General features: G+C 66.8%; 16 protein-coding genes. 8 read left to right on the top strand and 8 right to left on the bottom strand.

Features of this window, described 5'->3' with window-relative positions; all coding sequences use genetic code 11:
- Window positions 1-15 precede the first annotated feature (15 nt).
- From ACQCSZ_RS23245 to ACQCSZ_RS23225, 5 genes are all read right to left on the bottom strand, one after another.
- On the bottom strand, window positions 16-2,904 hold the full coding sequence (locus ACQCSZ_RS23245; RefSeq protein ID WP_427005942.1) for a molybdopterin-dependent oxidoreductase: 2,889 nt from the start codon (window positions 2,902-2,904) through the stop codon (window positions 16-18).
- Between the two features lie 2 nt (window positions 2,905-2,906).
- Window positions 2,907-3,869: an FAD binding domain-containing protein gene (locus ACQCSZ_RS23240; RefSeq protein WP_427005941.1), complete on the bottom strand. Its 963-nt coding sequence runs from the start codon at window positions 3,867-3,869 to the stop codon at window positions 2,907-2,909.
- Window positions 3,860-5,218, bottom strand: a complete 1,359-nt coding sequence (locus ACQCSZ_RS23235) for an XdhC family protein (RefSeq protein WP_427005940.1) — start codon at window positions 5,216-5,218, stop codon at window positions 3,860-3,862. Before ACQCSZ_RS23235 ends, ACQCSZ_RS23240 begins: the two co-directional genes overlap by 10 nt.
- 169 nt (window positions 5,219-5,387) lie before the next feature.
- Entirely contained in the window at window positions 5,388-6,926 is a 1,539-nt protein-coding gene (locus ACQCSZ_RS23230; RefSeq protein WP_427008434.1) for an NCS2 family permease, read from the bottom strand.
- Between the two features lie 14 nt (window positions 6,927-6,940).
- The gene (locus ACQCSZ_RS23225; RefSeq protein ID WP_427005939.1) at window positions 6,941-7,435 is read right to left on the bottom strand and encodes a nucleoside deaminase; all 495 of its coding nucleotides are present in this window, start codon (window positions 7,433-7,435) and stop codon (window positions 6,941-6,943) included.
- A 411-nt stretch (window positions 7,436-7,846) separates the two neighbouring features.
- Here ACQCSZ_RS23225 and ACQCSZ_RS23220 point away from each other — a divergent pair, with 411 nt between their 5' ends.
- The gene (locus ACQCSZ_RS23220; protein WP_427005938.1) at window positions 7,847-9,220 is read left to right on the top strand and encodes an 8-oxoguanine deaminase; all 1,374 of its coding nucleotides are present in this window, start codon (window positions 7,847-7,849) and stop codon (window positions 9,218-9,220) included.
- Window positions 9,221-9,320: 100 nt separating this feature from the next.
- Here ACQCSZ_RS23220 and ACQCSZ_RS23215 read toward each other — a convergent pair whose 3' ends face one another.
- A complete protein-coding gene (locus ACQCSZ_RS23215) occupies window positions 9,321-9,530 on the bottom strand; it encodes a hypothetical protein (RefSeq protein WP_427005937.1) in 210 nt (69 codons plus the stop codon).
- A gap of 100 nt (window positions 9,531-9,630) precedes the next feature.
- Here ACQCSZ_RS23215 and ACQCSZ_RS23210 point away from each other — a divergent pair, with 100 nt between their 5' ends.
- The 3 genes from ACQCSZ_RS23210 (at window position 9,631) to ACQCSZ_RS23200 (ending at window position 12,504) form a co-directional block, all read left to right on the top strand.
- The gene (locus tag ACQCSZ_RS23210; RefSeq protein ID WP_427005936.1) at window positions 9,631-9,795 is read left to right on the top strand and encodes a hypothetical protein; all 165 of its coding nucleotides are present in this window, start codon (window positions 9,631-9,633) and stop codon (window positions 9,793-9,795) included.
- Window positions 9,796-9,947: 152 nt separating this feature from the next.
- On the top strand, window positions 9,948-10,856 hold the full coding sequence (gene pucL / locus ACQCSZ_RS23205) for a factor-independent urate hydroxylase (RefSeq protein WP_427005935.1): 909 nt from the start codon (window positions 9,948-9,950) through the stop codon (window positions 10,854-10,856).
- Window positions 10,857-11,019: 163 nt separating this feature from the next.
- The gene (locus ACQCSZ_RS23200) at window positions 11,020-12,504 is read left to right on the top strand and encodes a nucleobase:cation symporter-2 family protein (RefSeq protein ID WP_427005934.1); all 1,485 of its coding nucleotides are present in this window, start codon (window positions 11,020-11,022) and stop codon (window positions 12,502-12,504) included.
- A 105-nt stretch (window positions 12,505-12,609) separates the two neighbouring features.
- On the opposite strand, the gene ACQCSZ_RS23195 is transcribed toward ACQCSZ_RS23200, so the two are convergent.
- Entirely contained in the window at window positions 12,610-13,365 is a 756-nt protein-coding gene (locus tag ACQCSZ_RS23195) for an IclR family transcriptional regulator (protein ID WP_427005933.1), read from the bottom strand.
- A 211-nt stretch (window positions 13,366-13,576) separates the two neighbouring features.
- Here ACQCSZ_RS23195 and ACQCSZ_RS23190 point away from each other — a divergent pair, with 211 nt between their 5' ends.
- The 4 genes from ACQCSZ_RS23190 to ACQCSZ_RS23175 are packed head-to-tail and all read left to right on the top strand — an operon-like array spanning window position 13,577 to window position 18,714.
- On the top strand, window positions 13,577-14,980 hold the full coding sequence (locus ACQCSZ_RS23190; RefSeq protein ID WP_427005932.1) for an NAD-dependent malic enzyme: 1,404 nt from the start codon (window positions 13,577-13,579) through the stop codon (window positions 14,978-14,980).
- Window positions 14,981-15,005: 25 nt separating this feature from the next.
- The gene (aceB, locus tag ACQCSZ_RS23185; RefSeq protein ID WP_427005931.1) at window positions 15,006-16,619 is read left to right on the top strand and encodes a malate synthase A; all 1,614 of its coding nucleotides are present in this window, start codon (window positions 15,006-15,008) and stop codon (window positions 16,617-16,619) included.
- Between the two features lie 3 nt (window positions 16,620-16,622).
- Window positions 16,623-17,891: a DUF6986 family protein gene (locus ACQCSZ_RS23180; RefSeq protein WP_427005930.1), complete on the top strand. Its 1,269-nt coding sequence runs from the start codon at window positions 16,623-16,625 to the stop codon at window positions 17,889-17,891.
- A 10-nt stretch (window positions 17,892-17,901) separates the two neighbouring features.
- Window positions 17,902-18,714 (top strand): bifunctional allantoicase/(S)-ureidoglycine aminohydrolase, encoded by an 813-nt coding sequence (locus tag ACQCSZ_RS23175; protein ID WP_427008433.1) that lies wholly within the window; start codon window positions 17,902-17,904, stop codon window positions 18,712-18,714.
- A 145-nt stretch (window positions 18,715-18,859) separates the two neighbouring features.
- Here ACQCSZ_RS23175 and ACQCSZ_RS23170 read toward each other — a convergent pair whose 3' ends face one another.
- Entirely contained in the window at window positions 18,860-19,756 is an 897-nt protein-coding gene (locus ACQCSZ_RS23170; RefSeq protein ID WP_427005929.1) for a LysR family transcriptional regulator, read from the bottom strand.
- Between the last annotated feature and the right edge of the window lie 31 nt (window positions 19,757-19,787).

The following is a 19,787-nucleotide window of genomic DNA, read 5'->3' as shown; positions in this document are numbered from 1 at the left end:
ACATCGCGGGGTCACCTACGGCCCATCCGCAACGACCTTATGGGCGCTAAGTGACCCCACGTTGCCGTGGAGGGGCGGCACAAGCCCGGCTTCCTTCAGCCCCAGGTAGATCTTGTCCCGGGCGATCGGCAACTCGGCGAACCGCACGCCGGTGGCGTTGCGGATGGCATTCGCGAGCGCGGGCGCCACCGGGTTGAACGGGCTCTCGCTCATGGACTTGGCACCCAGCGGCCCCAGGAAATCGCTCGTTTCGGCAAAGTACACCTCGCTGCGCGGGACGTCCGCGAAAGACGGGATGTGGTACTGCCGGAGGATGTCGGTGGTGACCTTGCCGCCGTCGTCCACCCTGACTTCCTCGTACAGCGCGGCGCCGAGCGCCTGCGCGATCCCGCCTTCGATCTGGCCGCGGCACTGCCGCGGATTGACCACCACACCGGCGTCGGCCGCCTGCACGCTCTGCAGGATCCGCAGCTCGCCCGTCCCGGTGTTGACGGCAACCCTGAACCCGTGGACGTTGAACGCCACGGAACGCGGTGTCCCGCCCCAGCGCCCTTCGGCGGCGAGTTCGACGCCGGCGCGGGCGGCGGCGTCGTAAATCTCCGCCAGCGGCACCCTGGTTCCCTCGCAGAGGACCGCGTCGCCGTCCAGCGTGCAGCCGGATACCTGGATCTGGCGGACGCCGGCGGCGAACGCCCGGATCCGCACCGCAAGTTCCTCGGCGGCAGCGAGTGTCGCCTTGCCGGCCACCACGGTACCGGCGGAGCCGAAGGCCCCGGTATCGTGCTCGACCAGATCCGTGTCCGACTGCCGGACACTGATGCGGCCGGCCGTTGTGGCCAGGGCCGTCGCCGCGAGCTGGGCGTGCACCGTGGTGGTGCCGTTGCCGAATTCGGCGGTCCCGACGTCGGCCGCATACGTGCCGTCCGGCAGGAGCCGGAGCTTCGAATGGGCGAAATGACCTCGCGGCGGGACGGTGTCGATCATGGACAGCGCCGAGCCCTCCCCGGTGACCCAGTCCGGGCCAAGGTCGTCCAGACCTGCCGCGCGGTAACGTTCGCGGCCCCGGTCCAGGGCGTCCGCGACGAGCCGCAGGCACTGGTCCAGCCCGTAGCTGCCGTAGTGCACGTCCTCCTCGGGTTCCGGATGCGTGGACAGCATGTCATCGCCTTCGCGGACCATGTTGCGGCGCCGGAACTCGAGCGGGTCCAGGCCGATTCCGGCCGCCAGCTCATCGATGGCTGACTCGACGGCAAAGATCATCTGGCTCAGTCCGTAGCCACGGAAGGCCCCGGACGGCACCGTGTTGGTGTAAACGGCCTGGGCGTCCACCTTTTTGTTGGCGCATTTATACACACCCAAGGATTCGCCGCAGCCGTGGAACATCACTCCCACGGCGTGGTTGCCGTAGGCGCCGGTGTTGGTCAGCACGTCCAGCTGCAGGGCGGTGAGCCGGCCGTCCCGGCTGGCGCCCGCCTTGAGCCGGATGGTGAACGGGTGCCGCGTGGTGGCCGCCGTGAACTGTTCGGTCCGGGTGAACTCCAGCTGCACGGGACGGCGCAGTTTCAGCGCGGCGAGCGCCACGATGTCCTCTGTGAGCACCTCCTGTTTGCCGCCGAAGCCGCCGCCCACCCTGCCGGCCACCACGTGGACCTGGTTCTCAGGCAGCCCAAAAACCCTGCACAGCGTCCGGCGGACCAGGAACGGCACCTGGCTGGAGGTACGGACCTGCAGCCGGCCGTCGTCGTCGATCGACGCGATGGAGGCGTGCGTCTCCAGCGCCACATGCTGCACGCGCTGCGTGCGGTACGTCCGCTCGTGGACGAAATCCGACCCGGCAAAGCCGGCGGCCACGTCCCCCAGCTCGGAATGCAGCTCCACCACGACGTTCCGCTCCGGCCGGCCGATGCGCGCCGTTGCCGCATCCTTGTCCCCGTGAATGGCCGGGGCCCCGGGCCGCAGGGCCTCCTCCGGCGTGAAGACGGCGTCCAGCACCTCGTACTCAACGGCCAGCGCGCGGACGCCGGCTTCCGCTGCGCTCACGGATTGGGCGACGACGGCGGCAACCCGCTGCCCGATGAACCGCACCACGTTATCCAGCACCCGGGTATCGTCCGGGTCGTCCGTGTAGAGCTCGTGCTGGGCCGTGGAGAACAGCTGGGCCGGGGCATCCTCGTGGGTGAAGACGGCTTCCACTCCGGGAATCTGCAGGGCGGCCGTTGCGTCGATGGAGACCACCCGGGCGTGGGCGTGCGGGGAGCGCAGGAGCAACAGGTGCAGCAGGCCCGGGAACTCGTCCGCCGGAACATCCAGGGTGTAGCGCGCCTGGCCTGTGACAATCGCCCGGCCGGCCGGTGCGGGGACGTCGTCTCCGAGCTGCCCGCTCCGGGGCTCCGGATGGGGCTGCTCTTCGCCGGCGGTTCCGGCACCCGGGCCGGCCGGGGCAGGGCGGCTGGATTCGCTGTGCGCGGCGTGCCCGCACACCGCGTCCTCGATGGCGCGGTATCCCGTGCAGCGGCACAGGTTGCCTTTGAGGCTGCGGGGCAGGTTCTCCTTCTGCGCCGCGTCAAAGGTGGCGGCGGTCATGAGCATTCCGGCAGTGCAGAAACCGCACTGGAAGCCCTGCCGGTCCAGGAACTGCTGCTGCACCGGGTGGAGCGCGCCGCCGGTTCCGGCTGTGGCGGACAGTCCCTCCACGGTGGTGACGGCATGGCCTTCCGCCCGGACGGCCGGATAGATGCAGCTGTGCACGGGGGTGCCGTCCACGTGGACGGTGCACGCCCCGCAGTCGCCGCCGTCGCAGCCCTTCTTGACGCCGAAGTTGCCCTGCTCCCGCAGGAACGTGCGCAGGCATTGGCCCGGGCGGGGTTCGGCCTGGGCCGGGGCGCCGTTGATTTCGACGGCCATGCTCAGGCCCTTTCCTTCGGGGATGCATTCAGGGTCGGATCCACAGACGCGTTCAGAGCCTGGGGGACTGATGCCCGCGGAGGCCAGAAGTCGCCGGAAACGTGCAGAGGCGTGCCGCCGGCCGGGGCTGAAAGTTCGACGCGGATTTCTTCGGCCAGCCGGTACGTCATGTCCCGCCGCCAGGCAGGGAGCCCGTGGATGTCGTCGTGATACAGCGCCGCCGGGATGGCGGTGTCGAGGGCAGCAGCCAATGCGGCGGCGTCCGGTTGCGCGTCGAACCGCAGCTGGATCGGCCGCTTGGTCGCTGCGGTGACGGTGAGCGCCAGGTTCCCGCCGGCGTCGAGCGTCCCGATCAGCAGCACCCCGGACCGTCCCAGGTTGCTGAGGGAGAGCCGGCGGAACGCCGCCCGCGAGGCGAGGGCCGACGCCGGGAGGTGCACGCTGCGCAGCAGCTCGCCGGGAGCCAGGGCGTTCCGCCCGTCCCCCGTCACGAACTCCGTCACCGGAATAGTGCGGCTGGCGCCGCCCGGGCCCAGGACGGTGGCCTGACCGTCCAGGGCGGCGCACAGTGAAATCATGGGTCCGGCGGGCAGCGAGGTGCACAGGTTGCCGCCGACGGTGGACATGTTCCAGACCTTGAAGGAGGCCACGAAGGAATCGCAGCAGGGGCGGATGAGGGCAAGGGCGGGCCAGGATCCGGCGTGCCCGCCCAGGGCCGGATCATCCGGGAGTGCATACAGTTCCGCGACGGTGCACGTTGCCGCGAGCTCAATGCCCTCCCCGGTGACCGTGACCGCGGGCCATCCGGTGGAGCCCAGGTCCAGCAGGCGCTTCAGCGGTTGCTGGCCGAACGCGTAGCTGCCGTAGGAGAACAGGACCGTGCCGCCGGCGAGCCAGGCATCGCCGTCGCGCCATTCGGCCGGGTCCGCGGTGGGGACAACGGCCTCAATGGTGTTCATGTCCATGCGATCTCCTGGTGTGCTGTTTCTGAGTGCCCGGCTTCTTTGTGCTTGGCTTCTTCGTGCCCGGCCTCTTTGTGCCCGGCTTCTTTGTGCTTGGCAGCGGTGCTGCGTCCTGCGGAGCGGTGGATGGGGCCGCTCCCGTCTTTCAGCGGAGCGCAGCCGGCGGCAGGTGTTCCACCGGCCCTCTGGTTGCGGGCGGCTATCAGCTCGGCCGTGATGGAGACGGCGACTTCGGCGGGGGTGACGGCTCCGAGATCAAGGCCGATCGGCGAATGCAGCCGTGCCAGCCGCTCCGGCACAACCCCCGCCTCGAGCAGGGAGTCGACCCGTTGGCGGTGGCTCCGCCGGGATCCCATGGCCCCCACGTATGCCAGCTCCAGGCCGAGGGCGGTCCGGAGCAAGGGGACGTCGAACTTGGGGTCGTGGGTGAGGACGCAAACCACGGATCTGCCGTCCACCCGGCCGGCCGCAGCTTCTGCGGCCAGGTAGCAGTGAGGCCAGTCGGTGACCACTTCGTCTGCAACACTGAACCGCTGCTGCGCCGCGAAGGCCGGCCGGGCATCGCACAGGGTCACGCGGTAGCCCAGCAGCTTCGCGGCGGGAAGCAACGCGGCGCCGAAGTCGTTGGCGCCGAATACCAGCATGCGCGCCGGCGGCAGACGGCTTTCCACGAGCAGGGTGACGGGCTCGGCGTGCGGCAGGGTGGCTACCGGGGCCACGGCATCCGGCACACCCATGCCGAATACCCGGCCGGCGCAACCATCCGCAGGCGCCAGCCGCACCAGGCCCGTGTGCCCTCCCCGCAGGAGGGGTTCGAGCTGGGCCGCTGCAGCCAGCATTGCGGAAGCGTCGTGGCGCACGTGCAGTCCCAGCAGCGCCGCGAGTTCGGCGGAGTGCGCCGCGGAAAAGGCGGCCGGATCCGGAACCACGATGCCGCCTCCGCCGTCCGCATCCACCCTCCGGATCAGCGCCAACGCCCCGTCAGCGCCGGCCGGGAAGCCCCGGAGCGCCTCCAGCTGCAGGGCGCCGGAGCGGGATCCGAGTGGCTGGATGTGCACTTCAAGCTCTCCCCCGCAGGTGAGTCCGGCGGCGAATGCGTCCTCGGCGCTGTACCCGAAAGTTTCCAGGCGCGAACCGCCGTCGCGCATGGCTTCCAGCGCCGCCCCCACCACGGCGCCTTCAACACAGCCGCCGGACAGGCTGCCCAGCACCTCGCCGGAATCGGAGACCACCATGGACGTGCCCGGCGGCCGCGGCACGGACCCGCTCGCCGAAACGATGGTGGCCACGGCGCACTGCTGCCCGGAAACCGCGGGGCGCCATTCGTTCAGTGAAGGCATCAGGTCCAGCATGGCGGCACTCCCTTTTCCGGTGCGGCGATCGTATCCATATTCTCGTTCCTATCAGTGGGCGGGGAAAGCATCGCCCCGGCGGGGTTGCTCAGAAGTGCGCTGCGCTTCCGGATTTTCGCGCCCGGGATCCCCGGTGCGGCAGCCCGAAAGCGCAGCGCAAGTCCGGATGCTAGCCGCCCAGCAGCAGGCTGATCGGTCCGCGCGCGAAGTACACCAGGAATCCCGCGCTCACCACCCACATCAGCGGATGGATCTTCCTGGCCTTGCCGGACGCTGCCCCGATGATGGCCCAGGAGACACAGCCGACGCCGATGCCGTTGGCGATCGAGTAGCTCAGCGGCATCGTGACGATCGTCAGGAATGCCGGCAGGGCCACCGCGAACTTGGTGAACTTGATCTCGCGGATCTGTGCCATCATCATGGCGCCCACCACCACCAGGGCGGCGGCGGCCACTTCCAGCGGAACCACGCCGGTGAGCGGGGTAAGAAACATGGAGCCAAGGAACAGGACACCGGTGACCACGGAGGCCAGCCCGGTCCGGGCGCCTTCGCCGATGCCCGCCGCGGAATCGATATATACGGTGTTCGAGGATCCCGAGGTGGCTCCGCCGGCAATTGCACCGAAGCCCTCAACGATGAAGGCGGATTTCAGCCGCGGGAAGGTGCCGTCCTTGTGCGCCACACCGGCGCTCTTGGCGAGGCCGGTCATGGTGCCCATGGCGTCGAAGAAGTTCGTGAACACCAGTGTGAAGACCAGCATGGTTGCCGCGAGCCCGCCGATCCGGCCGAAGGCGCCGAACATGTCGAACTGACCCACGAGGCCCAGATCCGGTGCGGAGACCAGCTGGCCCGACAGCACGGGAGTGTTCAGGTGCCAGCCGCCGGGATTGGTGGCGCTCGAAGGACCGATGTGCAGGATGGCCTCCACGACAGCTGCCAGCACGGTGGTGGCTACGATGCCGATCAGCAGGCCGCCCTGGACCTTGCGTGCCACGAGGATGCCCATGGCCAGCAGGCCCACTACAAAGACGAGGGTCGGGATCGACGTAATGGAGCCGTCATTGCCGAGCTGCACCGGCGGGCCGGCCTTGGTGGCACGGACGAAGCCGGAATCCACGAAGCCGATGAATGCGATGAACAGGCCGATGCCCACGGTGATGGCAGCCTTGAGTTCCTTGGGGACGGCCCGGAAAATCGCGGTCCGGGCTCCGGTGATGCCGAACAGGACGATCAGGATGCCGTTGACGACCACCAGGCCCATGGCCTCGGGCCACGTGACCTCGTGGATCACTGAGACCGCGAGGAAGGAGTTGATGCCCAGCCCCGCTGCCAGGCCGAACGGCAGATTGGCCACCAGCCCGAAAAGGATGGTCATCACACCGGCGGTGAGTCCGGTGACCGCGCCGACCTGCGCGGCCGACAGCCAGCCGCCGGCCACATCGGTGGGGGCGTTGTCCGCGCTGAAGCCGCCCAGGATCAGCGGATTCAGGATCACAATGTAGGCCATGGTGAAGAACGTGACCAGGCCGCCGCGGAATTCGCGGGCAAGTGTTGAACCACGCTCGGTGATCTGGAAGAAGCGGTCCAGGAAAGCGTTCGACGCCGGCGGCCGGGTGTTGCGGCCCTGTCGCTTGGCGTGCGGTGCGGCGTTGGGGGCCGGCGCCGTTGCCGGTTGCGGCCCTTCGTGGGACTGGTCGAGGATTGTCATGTCAGCCACCGGCCCTAGTAGTCAATCCTGGAGTCGAGCGTGTTCCAGGTGTTGAACGGCTCCAGCACTGCGGGGGCCTGGGGATCGCCCAGGTCCAGCTTGGACACCGGCATCAGGACATCCCGGTTCTCGTTCTCGAAGTACTCGTAGAAGACGGCGTCGTCGAAGCCCACCGACGCGGCGTCGTGCCGGTCCGCGGCGAACACCACGCGGTCAATGCGGGCCCAGAGCGCCGAGGCAAGGCACATGGGGCACGGCTCGCAGCTGCTGTAGAGGGTGGATCCGCGCAGGTCAAACGTGCCGAGTTCGGTGCAGGCCCGCCGGATGGCCGTGACCTCGGCGTGGGCCGTGGGATCGTTCGTGGCGGTGACGCGGTTGACGCCGTCGAACGCTTGACCGCCCGCGGTGACGACGACGGCGCCGAACGGCCCGCCGCTGTTCAGGACGTTGGCCGTGGCCAACTGGATGGATCTGGCCAGAAACTGTTCGGCCGTGACGGTGCTGCTCATGATGCGACTCCCTTTGCTTGGAAGCCGGTATACCGAGGTGGGACGGAAAGGACCAGATGCGACGGTTACCAGGCTTCAGCATGTGCTTTTGAAGGTTAAGTTGCGCCTGGTAGATAGCTTCCCCGGAGTCCGGGTGCCCGCCTTTGGCAAGATCGAGACTAGCACCGGGATGTGGTGTGCGCCATAGTTTTTGGAACTTTAATTCCGCAGTGTGAAATCTGATTTCATGTTCCGGGGGCGTTGACGGGCATTTGCCGGCTACCTTACGCTGATCCCGGGCCGCCGCTGTTCGCAGTGCCGGCCAACCTGGATCAGCAGACAGGGCCTCACTGAGCTGGAACCTTCACCACCGGGACGCGCCGGGACTCACCGGAACGAGCGGACCCGGAACCATCAGACAAGGAACCAGCCATGGCCCCCACTCATCCCCATCCCTCCGCGACCCGGCTGTGGATCAAGAATCCACAGGCGGCATTCACCGCGAATGGCCTCGACGCCTCGGGCGGCATCGTGGTCAGCGGCGGCAAAATAGCGGAGGTCCTGGCCGCCGGACAGCAGCCTTCCGCACCCTGCGAGGAGACGTTCGACGCCGGAAATCACGTCCTGCTCCCCGGCCTGATCAACACCCACCACCACTTTTACCAGACGCTCACCCGGGCCTGGGGGCCGGTGGCCAACGCGCCGCTCTTCCCCTGGCTGCAGAACCTGTACCCCGTGTGGGCCAGGCTCACGCCGCGCGGCCTTGAGCTGGCCGCCACGGTGGCCCTGGCCGAACTTCTGTTGTCCGGGTGCACCACCGCCGCCGACCACCACTACCTCTTCCCGGGCGGCATGGAAGATGCCATCGACATCGAGGTGGAGGCGGTCCGCAGGCTGGGAATGCGGGCAACCCTCACCCGCGGTTCCATGACGCTGCGAGAGGACGACGGCGGCCTGCCGCCGCAGTCCACAGTGCAGGCGCCCGAGGTGATCCTGGCGGACAGCGAGAGGCTGATCGGCGCGTATCACGAGCGCGGCGAGGGGGCCACGATCCAGATTGCCCTGGCCCCGTGCTCGCCGTTTTCCGTGACCAGGGAGATCATGGCCGAGAGCGCTTTGATGGGAGGGCGCCTGGACGTCAGGCTGCACACCCACCTCGCCGAGACCCTGGACGAGGAAGATTTCTGCCGGGAAATGTTCGGGCTGCGCACCGTGGACTATCTGGAAAGCGTCGGCTGGCTGACGGACCGGACCTGGCTGGGCCACGGCATTCACTTCAGCGACGACGAGATCGCCCGGCTGGGAGCCGCCGGCACCGCCGTCGCACATTGCCCCACCTCAAACATGCGGCTGGCATCCGGCACCGCGCGGATCCTGGAACTGGAGGATGCAGGCGTGCCGGTGGGGCTGGGAGTGGACGGATCGGCGTCGAACGATGCCTCCAACATGATCCTCGAGGCACGGCAGGCGCTGTACCTGCAGCGGCTGCGCTACGGGGCGCAGGTCCCGGTGGAGCGGGCGCTGGGCTGGGCCACACGCGGCTCGGCTGCCGTGCTGGGCCGACCCGATCTTGGCCAGCTGGCACCGGGGATGCAGGCGGATCTGGCCCTGTTCAGGCTCGATGACCTGCGGTTCTCCGGAAGCCACGATCCCGTTGCTGCACTGCTCCTGTGCGCGGCCGACCGCGCCGACCGGGTCATGGTCGGCGGGGCGTGGCGCGTCGTGGACGGCCGGATCCCGGGCCTCGACATCGCCGGGCTGATCGCGGAACACTCGACCGTGGCACGGAAACTGGTCTCCGGTTAACCAAAAGCAACGCGGGGTCACTTCGGGCCCATCCCCGGCATCGGGATGGGCTCAAAGTGACCCCGCGTTGCTCCAGGATCGGTCCAGGAACGGGTGGGCCCTAGGAACGCAGCCGGCCCACAATCGGGAGGCGGTGCACCCAGCGCGAGAACGGACCGGGGCCATGCCCGCGGTCGGCCGGGATGAAGAAGTCCGGGTCCGTCCCGCCACCCGTGGGGAGATAGAACTCCTGGGCTGGTGCTGCGGCTCGGGCTGCGGCCGGTGCCGCGGCTCGGGCCGGCGTGACATGTTCCTGCTCCTGCGGGGTCATCTGATCCTCCTCATCTGGACTTTCGTGGGTACTTCAAAATTTTCGCTGTGCATATTCTCGCTGTGAATATTTTCGCTATGCGGAAAATAAATATTGTTCTATGGAAATCTTAGATCGCCTGCGCTGGCGCCGTCAAGGGCTGGTTCAGGGGTGGGCGCCGCCCACAGGTTCCGCGCTGCTCACAATCGGATTTTTCAGAAAAGTGATGTACACCATGGGTTTCCCGCGCTACGCTTTAACCCAACTCGTGGCGCAGGTCACGTAACCTGGGAGCAGCAGGCAGGGTCGTAATGAGCTGGCGTCAATCGACGTCGGCTCATTTTTTGTTGGGTCGACGGCACAAGAAACGCACGCGAAACGCGTACGAAATTTCTATGTGGGAATTTGATTCCACATACCGGAAGTTGGGAACCCGTCATGAGCAACAAGATCGTCCTCGGTACTAACCAGTACGGCAAAGCAGAGGTCCGCGTCGTCAAGATCACCCGCGACACGGAGCGCCACGAGATCGAAGACCTGAACGTCACCTCGCAGCTGCGGGGGGATTTCGCCGCCGCCCACCTCGAAGGCGACAACGCCCACGTGGTGGCCACGGACACCCAGAAGAACACCGTCTACGCCTTCGCCCGGGAAGGAATCGGGTCTCCCGAAGCCTTCCTGCTGCGTCTCGGCGAGCACTTCACGTCCAGCTTTGACTGGGTGACCGGCGGCCGCTGGGAAGCCGAGTCCTATAGCTGGGACCGCATCCAGGCCCACGGCAGCGCGCACAATCACTCGTTCGTCCGCAACGGCCAGGAAGTCCGCACCGCGGTGGTGGTCCGGGACGGCGCGGCCACCCACGTCATCTCCGGGCTGACCGACCTTACTGTCCTGAAGTCCACCCAGTCCGGCTTCGTGGGCTACCCGAAGGACAAGTACACCACCCTCCCGGAGACCACGGACCGCATCCTGGCCACCGACGTCACGGCGCGCTGGCGCTTCAACGCCGGCACTGACTTCAGCTCGCTGGACTTCAACAAGAGCTACGACGACGTCAGGAGCCTCCTGCTCGAAGGCTTCACGGAGAACTACTCCCACGCCCTGCAGCAGACCCTGTTCGACATGGGGACCAAGGTCCTCGAGGCACACAGCGAGATCGACGAAATCAAGTTCTCCATGCCCAACAAGCACCATTTCCTGGTGGACCTCTCGCCGTTCGGCCTCGACAACCCCAATGAGGTCTTCTTCGCTGCGGACCGCCCCTATGGCCTGATCGAGGCCACCGTCCAGCGTGATGACGCCACCCCGGCGGACATCGCCTGGAGCGGCATCGCCGGTTTCTGCTAGGCCGCCGCATCCTCGAATAAGTAAACATCGCAACACCCCGGAGTTGCCGCGCCGACAGGTGCAGCAACTCCGGGGCACTCTCAACGTACCCAAAAGCCCCAAATTGTTAGCCAGACATTGTTAGCCAGACGAAGGCGTCTGCCATGAACCAAGAAAGTCTGCCATGAACACTAAGAAGAAATCCCGCATGTCGGAAGCCCGCCCCGAGGACAAGCGCCTCCCGATCGGAAGCACGTTCGCCTACGGGTTCCAGCACGTCCTGACCATGTACGGCGGCATCATCGCCCCGCCGCTCATCATCGGGGCCGCCGCAGGAATGACGTCCCAGGACATCGGCCTGCTGATCGCCGCGTGCCTGTTCGTCGGCGGCCTCGCCACGATCCTGCAGACCATCGGCATCCCGTTCTTCGGATCGCAGCTCCCGCTGGTCCAGGGCGTCTCGTTCGCCGGCGTCTCCACCATGGTGGCGATCGTCAACGGCGGCGGAGGCATCCAGGCGGTCTTCGGATCCGTCATGGTGGCATCGCTGATCGGGCTGGCCATCACGCCGCTCTTCTCCAGGATCATCAAGTTCTTCCCTCCGGTGGTCACCGGAACGGTCATCACCACCATCGGCCTGACCCTCATGCCCGTCGCGGCCAACTGGGCCATGGGCGGCAACGCGAAGGCGCCCAACTACGGGAGCATGGCCAACATCGGCCTGGCCGCAGCCACGTTTGTGGTGGTTCTGCTGCTCAGCAAGGTCGGCAACGCCGCAATCTCGCGCCTGTCCATCCTGCTCGCCATGGTGGCTGGCACCGCCATCGCCTTCGTCACCGGCATGGCGGACTTCTCCAAAGTGGGCCAGGGAGACATCCTCGCCTTCCCCACTCCTTTCGCGTTCGGCATGCCCACCTTTGAGATTGCCTCGATCATCTCCATGCTGATCGTCATCCTGGTCACCCTTACCGAGACCTCCGCTGACATCATCGCTGTCGGCGAGATCGTCGACACCAAGGTGGACTCCCGCCGCATCGGCGACGGCCTCCGCGCGGACATGCTCTCCAGCGCGATCTCCCCCATCTTCAACTCCTTCACGCAGAGCGCCTTCGCCCAGAACGTCGGGCTGGTGGCCATCACCGGGATCAAGAGCCGCTTCGTGGTCAGCGCCGGCGGGCTCATCCTGGTGGTCCTGGGCCTGCTGCCCGTGCTTGGCCGCGTTGTCGCGGCGGTGCCGACACCCGTCCTGGGCGGCGCCGGCGTCGTACTCTTTGGAACGGTGGCCGCCAGCGGCATCCGGACGCTGTCCAAGGTGGAATACCGCAACAACATGAACCTGATCATCGTGGCCGCGTCCATCGGCTTCGGCATGATTCCGATTGCCGCCCCGGCGTTCTACAACCAGTTCCCGGCCTGGTTCTCCACCATCTTCCACTCGGGCATCAGCTCGGCCGCCCTCATGGCGATCGTGCTGAACGTGCTCTTCAACCACTTCAGGGCGGGCAACACGGACAACCAGTCGGTGTTCGTGGCCGGCACGGGGCGTGTGATCCGCGAGGAGGATATTGCCTGCCTGGCCGACGGCGACCGCTACGAAGACGGCAAGCTGATCGACTGCGACGGCAAGGAGGTCCCCGTGCAGCCCGCCAGCAAGCCAGCTGGGCACTAAACCGGGCAAACGCCGCCTGCCGACGAGGCCGAACGGGCACTTGGGGACCGGAATCCGCGGATTTCGGGGCCCCAAGTGCCCGTTCGCGCTGCCAGTACAGCGGGCTCAGATCTGGTTGAGCTCCTCCGAGATCGCCTTGGCCGCGGCACGCAGCAGCGGCACGGCCCGCTCGGCAAAGGACTGGTCCACGCGGGACACCGGCCCGGAGACGGAGATGGCCGAGGGGGTGGGCGCGTTGGGAACCGCCATGGCGAAGCAGCGCACGCCGAGCTCCTGCTCCTCCTCATCGATGGAGTAGCCGCGTTCGCGGATCAGCTTCAGGTCCAGGAGGAGGGAATCGATGTCGCCGATGCTCTTGGGCGTGGGAGTAGGCATCCCGCTGCGGCCGACGATTCCGCGGACCACGTCGTCGTCCAGCTGGGCCAGGATGGCCTTGCCGACGCCGGTGTCGTGCGTATGGGCGCGGCGGCCCACCTCGGTGAACATGCGCATGGAGTGCAGGGACGGGACCTGCGCCACGTAGATGACCATGTCCGAATCGAGCACGGCCATGTTGGAGGTTTCGCCCAGCCGGTCCACCAGTGACTTGAGCTGCGGCCGGGCCAGGGCGCCGAGCTGCTTGTTGGCGCCTTCGCCAAGCCGGATCAGCCGGGGGCCCAGTGCGTAGCGGCGGTTGGGCAGCTGGCGGATGTAGCCCAGCGTGACCAGGGTCCGCAGGAGCCGGTGGATGGTGGGAAGCGGCAGATCTGTGGATGAGGAAAGCTCACTGAGCGTGACGTCGCCGCCGGCGTCAGTGATCAGTTCCAGAAGTTCAAAGACGCGCTCAACGGACTGCACGCCTCCGGGGGCTTTTTCAGCCATTTCGCAAGTCTCCTGCTGCTCGGATTCCGACAACTCTTATCCACATCGTGAAAAGAACTGCTTTGAAATCCCAACATACAGCACGGCCGGCCGCCACGTCGACGAACCCCAGGGGGTTGTGTTTCCACAAAGTAGATAATAATATCCATAATACGAAAACATTTGGCACCAACAGCCGGCCCATGCATGGGCCCTACCAGGAGGACATTCAATGGCGAACCCGAGCCCCGGAAATTCAATCACCTTGCGCGTGGAGGCACCGTCCAGCTTCTCCGCCACCAGCGAGCTTGCCGCTGCCGTGGGAGCTGCCGGTGCGGCAATCACCGCGCTGGACGTCACCGAGTCCCACCACGAGACCCTGGTTGTGGACGTCACCTGCAACACCACCGACGACGCCCATGCCGACCGCGTCAAGGACGCCCTCAATGCGCTCGACGGCGTCAAGGTCCAGCACGTTTCGGACCGCACCTTCCTGATGCACCTTGGCGGCAAGCTCGAGGTCGTCCCCAAAGTAGCCCTGCGGAACCGCGACGATCTCTCCCGCGCCTACACTCCCGGCGTCGCCCGTGTCTGTTTGGCCATCGCCGAGGACCCGGCAGCCGCCCGGAACCTGACCGTCAAGCGGAACACCATCGCCGTGGTCACCGACGGCTCGGCCGTCCTGGGCCTGGGCAACATCGGCCCCGCAGCCGCGCTTCCCGTCATGGAGGGCAAGGCTGCCCTGTTCAAGCAGTTCGCCAACGTCGATGCCTGGCCGGTCTGCCTGGACACGCAGGACACCGAGGAAATCATCATGATCGTCAAGGCGCTGGCCCCCGTCTACGGCGGCGTGAACCTTGAGGACATTGCGGCCCCGCGCTGCTTCGAAATCGAGAACCGGCTCCGTGCGGAACTCGACATCCCGGTGTTCCACGATGACCAGCACGGCACGGCGATCGTTACCCTCGCGGCATTGGCGAACGCTCTCCGGGTGGTGGACAAGAAGCTCTCCGAGGTCCGCATCGTGGTGTCCGGCGTGGGCGCGGCAGGATCCGCCATCATCCAGCTGCTTAAGGCCCAGGGCGCACGGCACATCGTGGCCGCCGGCCGCTCCGGAGCCATCCACTCCGGCGAAAAGTACGACGACGAACACCGCAGCTGGATCGCCGCGAACACCAATGAAGAGGGTTTCTCCGGAACGCTGCACGAGGCGCTCAAGGGCGCGGACGTGTTCATCGGCGTCAGTGCCCCGAATGTGATCGGCGAGGAGCAGGTCGCCTCCATGGCAGAGAAAGCGATTGTGTTTGCCATGGCCAACCCGACGCCGGAAATCGATCCGTCCATCGCGTCCAAGCACGCGGCGGTGGTGGCCACCGGCCGCAGCGACTTCCCCAACCAGATCAACAATGTGCTGGCGTTCCCGGGCTTCTTCCGCGGGCTCCTGGATGCCGGCGCATCCGACATAACACCCGAGATGCTGGTGGCCGCTGCCGAGGCAATTGCCAACCGGGTAGCTGACGACGAGCTCAATGCCAGCTACATTATCCCCAGCGTCTTCGATCCGCATGTTGCCGCCGACGTCGCAACTGCTGTGGCAAACGCAGCCCACGCGGCAACCGCTTCCGCCACCGCCTGATACGCAGCCAAGAAAAGGACTCAACATGGCTATCACCGTCACAGACCCCCGGCCGATCGAACGTGCGGAGGAAATACTTACGCCGAAGGCACTGGCCTTTGTGGAGGAACTCCACAAGCGTTTCGCCGGCACCCGCGCGGAGCTGCTGGCCGCCCGCGGCGTCAAACGCCAGCGGGCCACCGATACCGGCAAGCTGGATTTCCTGCCGGAAACGCAGGACGTGCGCAACGGGGACTGGAAAGTTGCGCCGGCACCGGCAGCCTTGCAGGACCGCCGGGTCGAAATGACCGGCCCGGCCACTCCGGCCAAGATGGCCATCAACGCGCTGAACTCCGGCGCCAAGGTCTGGCTCGCCGACCTGGAGGATGCCAGCACCCCCACGTGGGCCAACGTCATCGACGCCCTCCTGAACCTTCGTGACGCCGCCACGGGCAGACTCAGCTACTCCTCGCCCGAGGGTAAGGAGTACACGCTCCGCACGGACGCTCCGCTGGCCGTTGTGGTGGCCCGTCCCCGCGGCTGGCACCTGCCGGAAAAGCACCTGCTGATCGACGGCGAACCCACCGTGGGGGCGCTGGTGGACTTCGGCCTGCACTTCTTCCACACCGCCAAGCAGCTGGTCATGAATGGCCAGGGCCCGTACTACTACCTGCCCAAGCTGGAGAGCCACCTTGAGGCGCGTCTCTGGAACGACGTGTTTGTGTTCGCGCAGGATTTCCTGGGCCTCGGGCAGGGTACGGTCCGCGCCACGGTGCTGATCGAGACCATCCCGGCAGCTTTTGAGATGGACGAGATCCTCTACGAGCTGCGCGACCATGCGGCCGGCCTGAACGCCGGCCGCTGGGACTACCTGTTCAGCATCATCAAGTACTTCCGCGACGCCGGCGAGGAATTTGTCCTGCCGGACCGTGCCACGGTGGCCATGACTGCACCGTTCATGCGTGCCTACACGGAGCTGCTCGTCAAGACGTGCCACCGCCGCGGCGCTTTTGCCATGGGCGGCATGGCCGCGGTCATCCCCAACCGGCGCCACCCCGAGGTCACCGAGGCGGCCTTCGAGAAGGTCCGCGCCGACAAGACCCGCGAGGCCAACGACGGCTTCGACGGCTCGTGGGTTGCCCACCCGGACCTGGTCCCCACGTGCCGGGAAGCGTTCGGCGCGGTGCTGGGCGATCCGGAAAAGGGCGGGCGCCCGAACCAGCTGGACAAGCAGCGTCCCGAGGTCTCCGTGACCGCGGGCCAGCTGCTGGACATTGCCTCGGCCAAGGGCCAGGTCACCGAAGCCGGAATGCGCCTGAACCTGTATGTCGCCGTCGCCTACACCGCGGTGTGGCTGTCGGGCACCGGCGCGGTGGCCATCCACAACCTCATGGAGGACGCCGCTACGGCCGAGATCTCCCGCTCCCAGGTGTGGCAGCAGATCCGCAACAAGTCGGTGCTCGCGGACACGGGCAATACCGCGACCCGCGAGCTGGTGGAACGCATCCTGGGCGAGGAAACCGAGCGCCTGCGGACCGAGTTCGGCGACGAAGCCTTCCGCCTCTACTACGAGCCGGCCAGCAAGCTGATCGGGGAGATCTGCCTCTCCGAGGAATACACCGATTTCCTCACGACACCGGCCTACGAACTGGTGGGCTGAGGCATGGCAGAGTCCTCCTTCAGCACGGCCGATCTTGCCCGGATCGAGGAACAGCTGGCCGCCACCGACCAGCTCCTTGACCAGGGCTACCCCGGCGACGACGGCAGCCGCCAGCCCGTGCACACCGTGTACGTGCCGGCGGACCGGTTCACGCCGTCCCTCGCCGCCGACTGGGGCGCGCAGGCGCTCGCGGCGGCGGAAGCCCACGGGGGGCTGGCCCGCCTGGGTTCCCTGCTCGGCCAGGACAGCGAACTCGCTTCCGCCGTTGCGGAGCGGGTTGCCGCGAAGCTCGCCAGCGAGCCGATCGAGGACCTGCGCCTGGACTTCGAGGATGGCTACGGTGACCGCGGCGACGAGGCAGAAGACGCCGACGCCGTTGCTGCCGCCAACGCGGTGGCCGCGGCAGTTGCCGCCGGCACCGCCCCGCCGTTCATCGGTATCCGCTTCAAGTGCTTCGAGGCCCCCACCCGGGCGCGCGGGCTGCGGACCCTGGGTCTGTTCGTCTCCACCCTCGCGGCCGCCGGCGAACTGCCTGCCGGGCTCATCCTGACACTGCCCAAGGTCACCACGGTGGCTCAGGTTCAGGCGATGGACTATGCGGTGTCCCGGCTCGAAGAAGTCCACTCGCTGCCCGCGGGACGGTTGAGGTTCGAGGTGCAGGTGGAGACACCGCAGCTCATCCTCGGCCCGGACGGAACCTCCCCGGTGGCGCAGCTGCCGCACGCCGTTCCCGGCCGGATCAGCGCCCTGCACTACGGCACCTACGACTACTCGGCGTCCCTGCAGATCTCCGCGGAATACCAGTCCATGGAGCACCCTGTTGCGGACTTCGCCAAGGAAGTCATGCAGCTGGCCGTCGCCGGCACGGGCATCCGCCTCTCCGACGGTTCCACCAACATCATCCCGGTGGGCGACGCTGTCGAAGATGCCTGGAAGCTGCACGGACGTTTGGTCCGCCGCTCGCTTGAGCGTGGCTACTACCAGGGCTGGGACCTGCATGCGGCCCAGCTGCCCAGCCGTTTCGCCGCCACGTACGCCTTCTACCGTGAGGGGCTCCCGGCCGCAGCGGCGCGCCTGCGCAACTACGTGGATCGCACCGAAGGCGGGGTCATGGACGAACCCGCCACCGCCCGGGCCCTGGCAGCGTTCGTCCTGCGTGGCGTCCAGTGCGGCGCCGTGGGGACCGAAGAGGTCCAGGCGCGTGCCGGCGTCGAACTTTCCCAGCTGACCGCACTGGCGCACCCGCGGCTGGCACACTCCACTTCGAAGTAAGGATCCAATGATGGGCAAGTACTACACCCCGCAGGGCGGTCTGCCGCCGCAGACCCACCTCACCACGGAGCGGGCAATCGTCACGGAGGCCTACACGGTCATCCCCAAGGGCGTGATGACCGACATCGTGACCAGCACCCTGCCGGGTTTCTCCAACACCCGCTCCTGGATCCTGGCCCGCCCGATCTCCGGGTTTGCCACCACGTTCTCGCAGCTGATCGTGGAGATCGGCCCGGGCGGCGGCGCTCCGAAGGCCGAGTTTGAGCCCGGTGTTGAGGGCGTTGTCTTCGTCACCAAGGGCAAGGTCAACCTGACCCTCGACGGCGAACTGCACCAGCTGGAGGAAGGCGGCTACGCCTACCTGGCCGCCGGTGCCACCTGGGGCCTGGAGAACGTCTCGGATGACATTGTCTCCTTCCAATGGATCCGCAAGGCCTACGAGCGGCTCGAGGGTTACGAGGCAAAGTCCTTCGTCACCAGTGATGCCGAGGTGGAACCCACCGCGATGCCGGATACCGACGGCGCCTGGAAGACCACCCGCTTCACGGATTCCAGCGACCTGGCCCACGACATGCAGGTGAACATTGTGACGTTCCAGCCGGGCGGGGTCATCCCGTTCCCGGAGACCCACGTCATGGAGCACGGCCTGTACGTCCTGGAGGGCAAGGCCATGTACCTGCTCAACAACGACTGGGTCGAAGTGGAGGCCGGCGACTTCATGTGGCTGCGCGCCTTCTGCCCGCAGGCCTGCTACGCCGGTGGTCCCGGCCAGTTCCGTTACCTGCTGTACAAGGACATGAACCGCCAGATCCGCCTCACCTAGGCTGCGTCTTTACCGGCTGGCCGCCGAAATCGCCGGAACCGTGCCGGGTCGCTGCAAATTTGCGGCGACCCGGACACGGTTCCGGCGATTTCGCGTACGGCGGCACCCGGGTTCCGCCGTCGGCCCCTCCTCGGTGAGGGGGTGCTTAGCCGAGGGCAAGCGCCTTGCTGCGGATAATGTCCAGGAACTGCGGCACGATCACACGCGGATCATGCTTAAGCCACAGCATTTCCAGCGGCAGGGTTGCCCTCGTCTTCAGAGGGATAGCCTGCAGGCTCGCCGGGAGGTGGTTGGCCGCGGACTGCGGAACCAGGGAGAATGCTCTGCCCTCGGCGATCAGGTAGGAGCGGGCCCCGACGATGAGCGGCGGGCTGACCAGGATCAGGGGGGACAGGCCGCGGTCGTAGCAGATCTGGAGCAGCGCGTCGTAATACCCGGGGTTCTGCTCGCGGGACCAAAGCAGCAGGGGGAGATCGCCCAGATCCTGCAGCTCGATGGACTCGGACCCCGCAAGCGGATGGCTGGAGCTCAGGGTCACCAAGACGGATTCGTCTACCAGAGTTTCCTTCCGGAACCCCGGCGGCGGGGTCAGGAAGCGGCCCAAGCCGATGTCGCCGCCTTCACTTTGCAACTTCAAGGACACAGCGCCGGTGTCCACTGGAACATCCTCGATGCTCAGCCCCGGCAGCTCCCGTTCTGACTCGCTGATCACGTCCGGCAGCAGCCGGTTGACGATACTGGGCGACGCCACGACGCGCAGCCTATTGACGTGTTCGGGAGAGAACAGCAAGGCCTTGTCCATCAGCTGCGTCGCCGATGCCATGAGCTGCTTGGCCTCGACAAGAATGGCCTCACCCGCCGTGGTCAGATGGGCCGCACGCGTGGTGCGGTCAAACAGCTGCACCTGCAGGGCACGCTCAAGCCGGCGGATCTCCTGGCTCACCGTGGGCTGGGAGATGTGGATGGACTCGGCAGCCCGGGCAAAATGCATCTCGGAGGCGACCGCGAGGAAGATTTCGACCTGACGTAACGTCATTTTCATAGGCAAAGTCTATCAATTATGATCATTTTGA

The organism is Pseudarthrobacter sp. H2 (assembly GCF_050157045.1).
Classification (GTDB): Bacteria; Actinomycetota; Actinomycetes; order Actinomycetales; family Micrococcaceae; genus Arthrobacter.
This window is presented reverse-complemented; position numbering and strand designations above follow the sequence as displayed.

What these genes read in the sequence shown, in the direction of transcription:
- ACQCSZ_RS23245 (WP_427005942.1), bottom strand. Translation starts at nt 2,904, where the DNA reads ATGGCCGTCGAAATCAACGGCGCCCCGGCCCAGGCCGAACCCCGCCCG.
- ACQCSZ_RS23240 (WP_427005941.1), bottom strand. Translation starts at nt 3,869, where the DNA reads ATGGACATGAACACCATTGAGGCCGTTGTCCCCACCGCGGACCCGGCC.
- ACQCSZ_RS23235 (WP_427005940.1), bottom strand. Translation starts at nt 5,218, where the DNA reads ATGCTGGACCTGATGCCTTCACTGAACGAATGGCGCCCCGCGGTTTCC.
- ACQCSZ_RS23230 (WP_427008434.1), bottom strand. Translation starts at nt 6,926, where the DNA reads ATGACAATCCTCGACCAGTCCCACGAAGGGCCGCAACCGGCAACGGCG.
- ACQCSZ_RS23225 (WP_427005939.1), bottom strand. Translation starts at nt 7,435, where the DNA reads ATGAGCAGCACCGTCACGGCCGAACAGTTTCTGGCCAGATCCATCCAG.
- ACQCSZ_RS23220 (WP_427005938.1), top strand. Translation starts at nt 7,847, where the DNA reads ATGGCCCCCACTCATCCCCATCCCTCCGCGACCCGGCTGTGGATCAAG.
- ACQCSZ_RS23215 (WP_427005937.1), bottom strand. Translation starts at nt 9,530, where the DNA reads ATGACCCCGCAGGAGCAGGAACATGTCACGCCGGCCCGAGCCGCGGCA.
- ACQCSZ_RS23210 (WP_427005936.1), top strand. Translation starts at nt 9,631, where the DNA reads ATGGAAATCTTAGATCGCCTGCGCTGGCGCCGTCAAGGGCTGGTTCAG.
- pucL (WP_427005935.1), top strand. Translation starts at nt 9,948, where the DNA reads ATGAGCAACAAGATCGTCCTCGGTACTAACCAGTACGGCAAAGCAGAG.
- ACQCSZ_RS23200 (WP_427005934.1), top strand. Translation starts at nt 11,020, where the DNA reads ATGAACACTAAGAAGAAATCCCGCATGTCGGAAGCCCGCCCCGAGGAC.
- ACQCSZ_RS23195 (WP_427005933.1), bottom strand. Translation starts at nt 13,365, where the DNA reads ATGGCTGAAAAAGCCCCCGGAGGCGTGCAGTCCGTTGAGCGCGTCTTT.
- ACQCSZ_RS23190 (WP_427005932.1), top strand. Translation starts at nt 13,577, where the DNA reads ATGGCGAACCCGAGCCCCGGAAATTCAATCACCTTGCGCGTGGAGGCA.
- aceB (WP_427005931.1), top strand. Translation starts at nt 15,006, where the DNA reads ATGGCTATCACCGTCACAGACCCCCGGCCGATCGAACGTGCGGAGGAA.
- ACQCSZ_RS23180 (WP_427005930.1), top strand. Translation starts at nt 16,623, where the DNA reads ATGGCAGAGTCCTCCTTCAGCACGGCCGATCTTGCCCGGATCGAGGAA.
- ACQCSZ_RS23175 (WP_427008433.1), top strand. Translation starts at nt 17,902, where the DNA reads ATGGGCAAGTACTACACCCCGCAGGGCGGTCTGCCGCCGCAGACCCAC.
- ACQCSZ_RS23170 (WP_427005929.1), bottom strand. Translation starts at nt 19,756, where the DNA reads ATGAAAATGACGTTACGTCAGGTCGAAATCTTCCTCGCGGTCGCCTCC.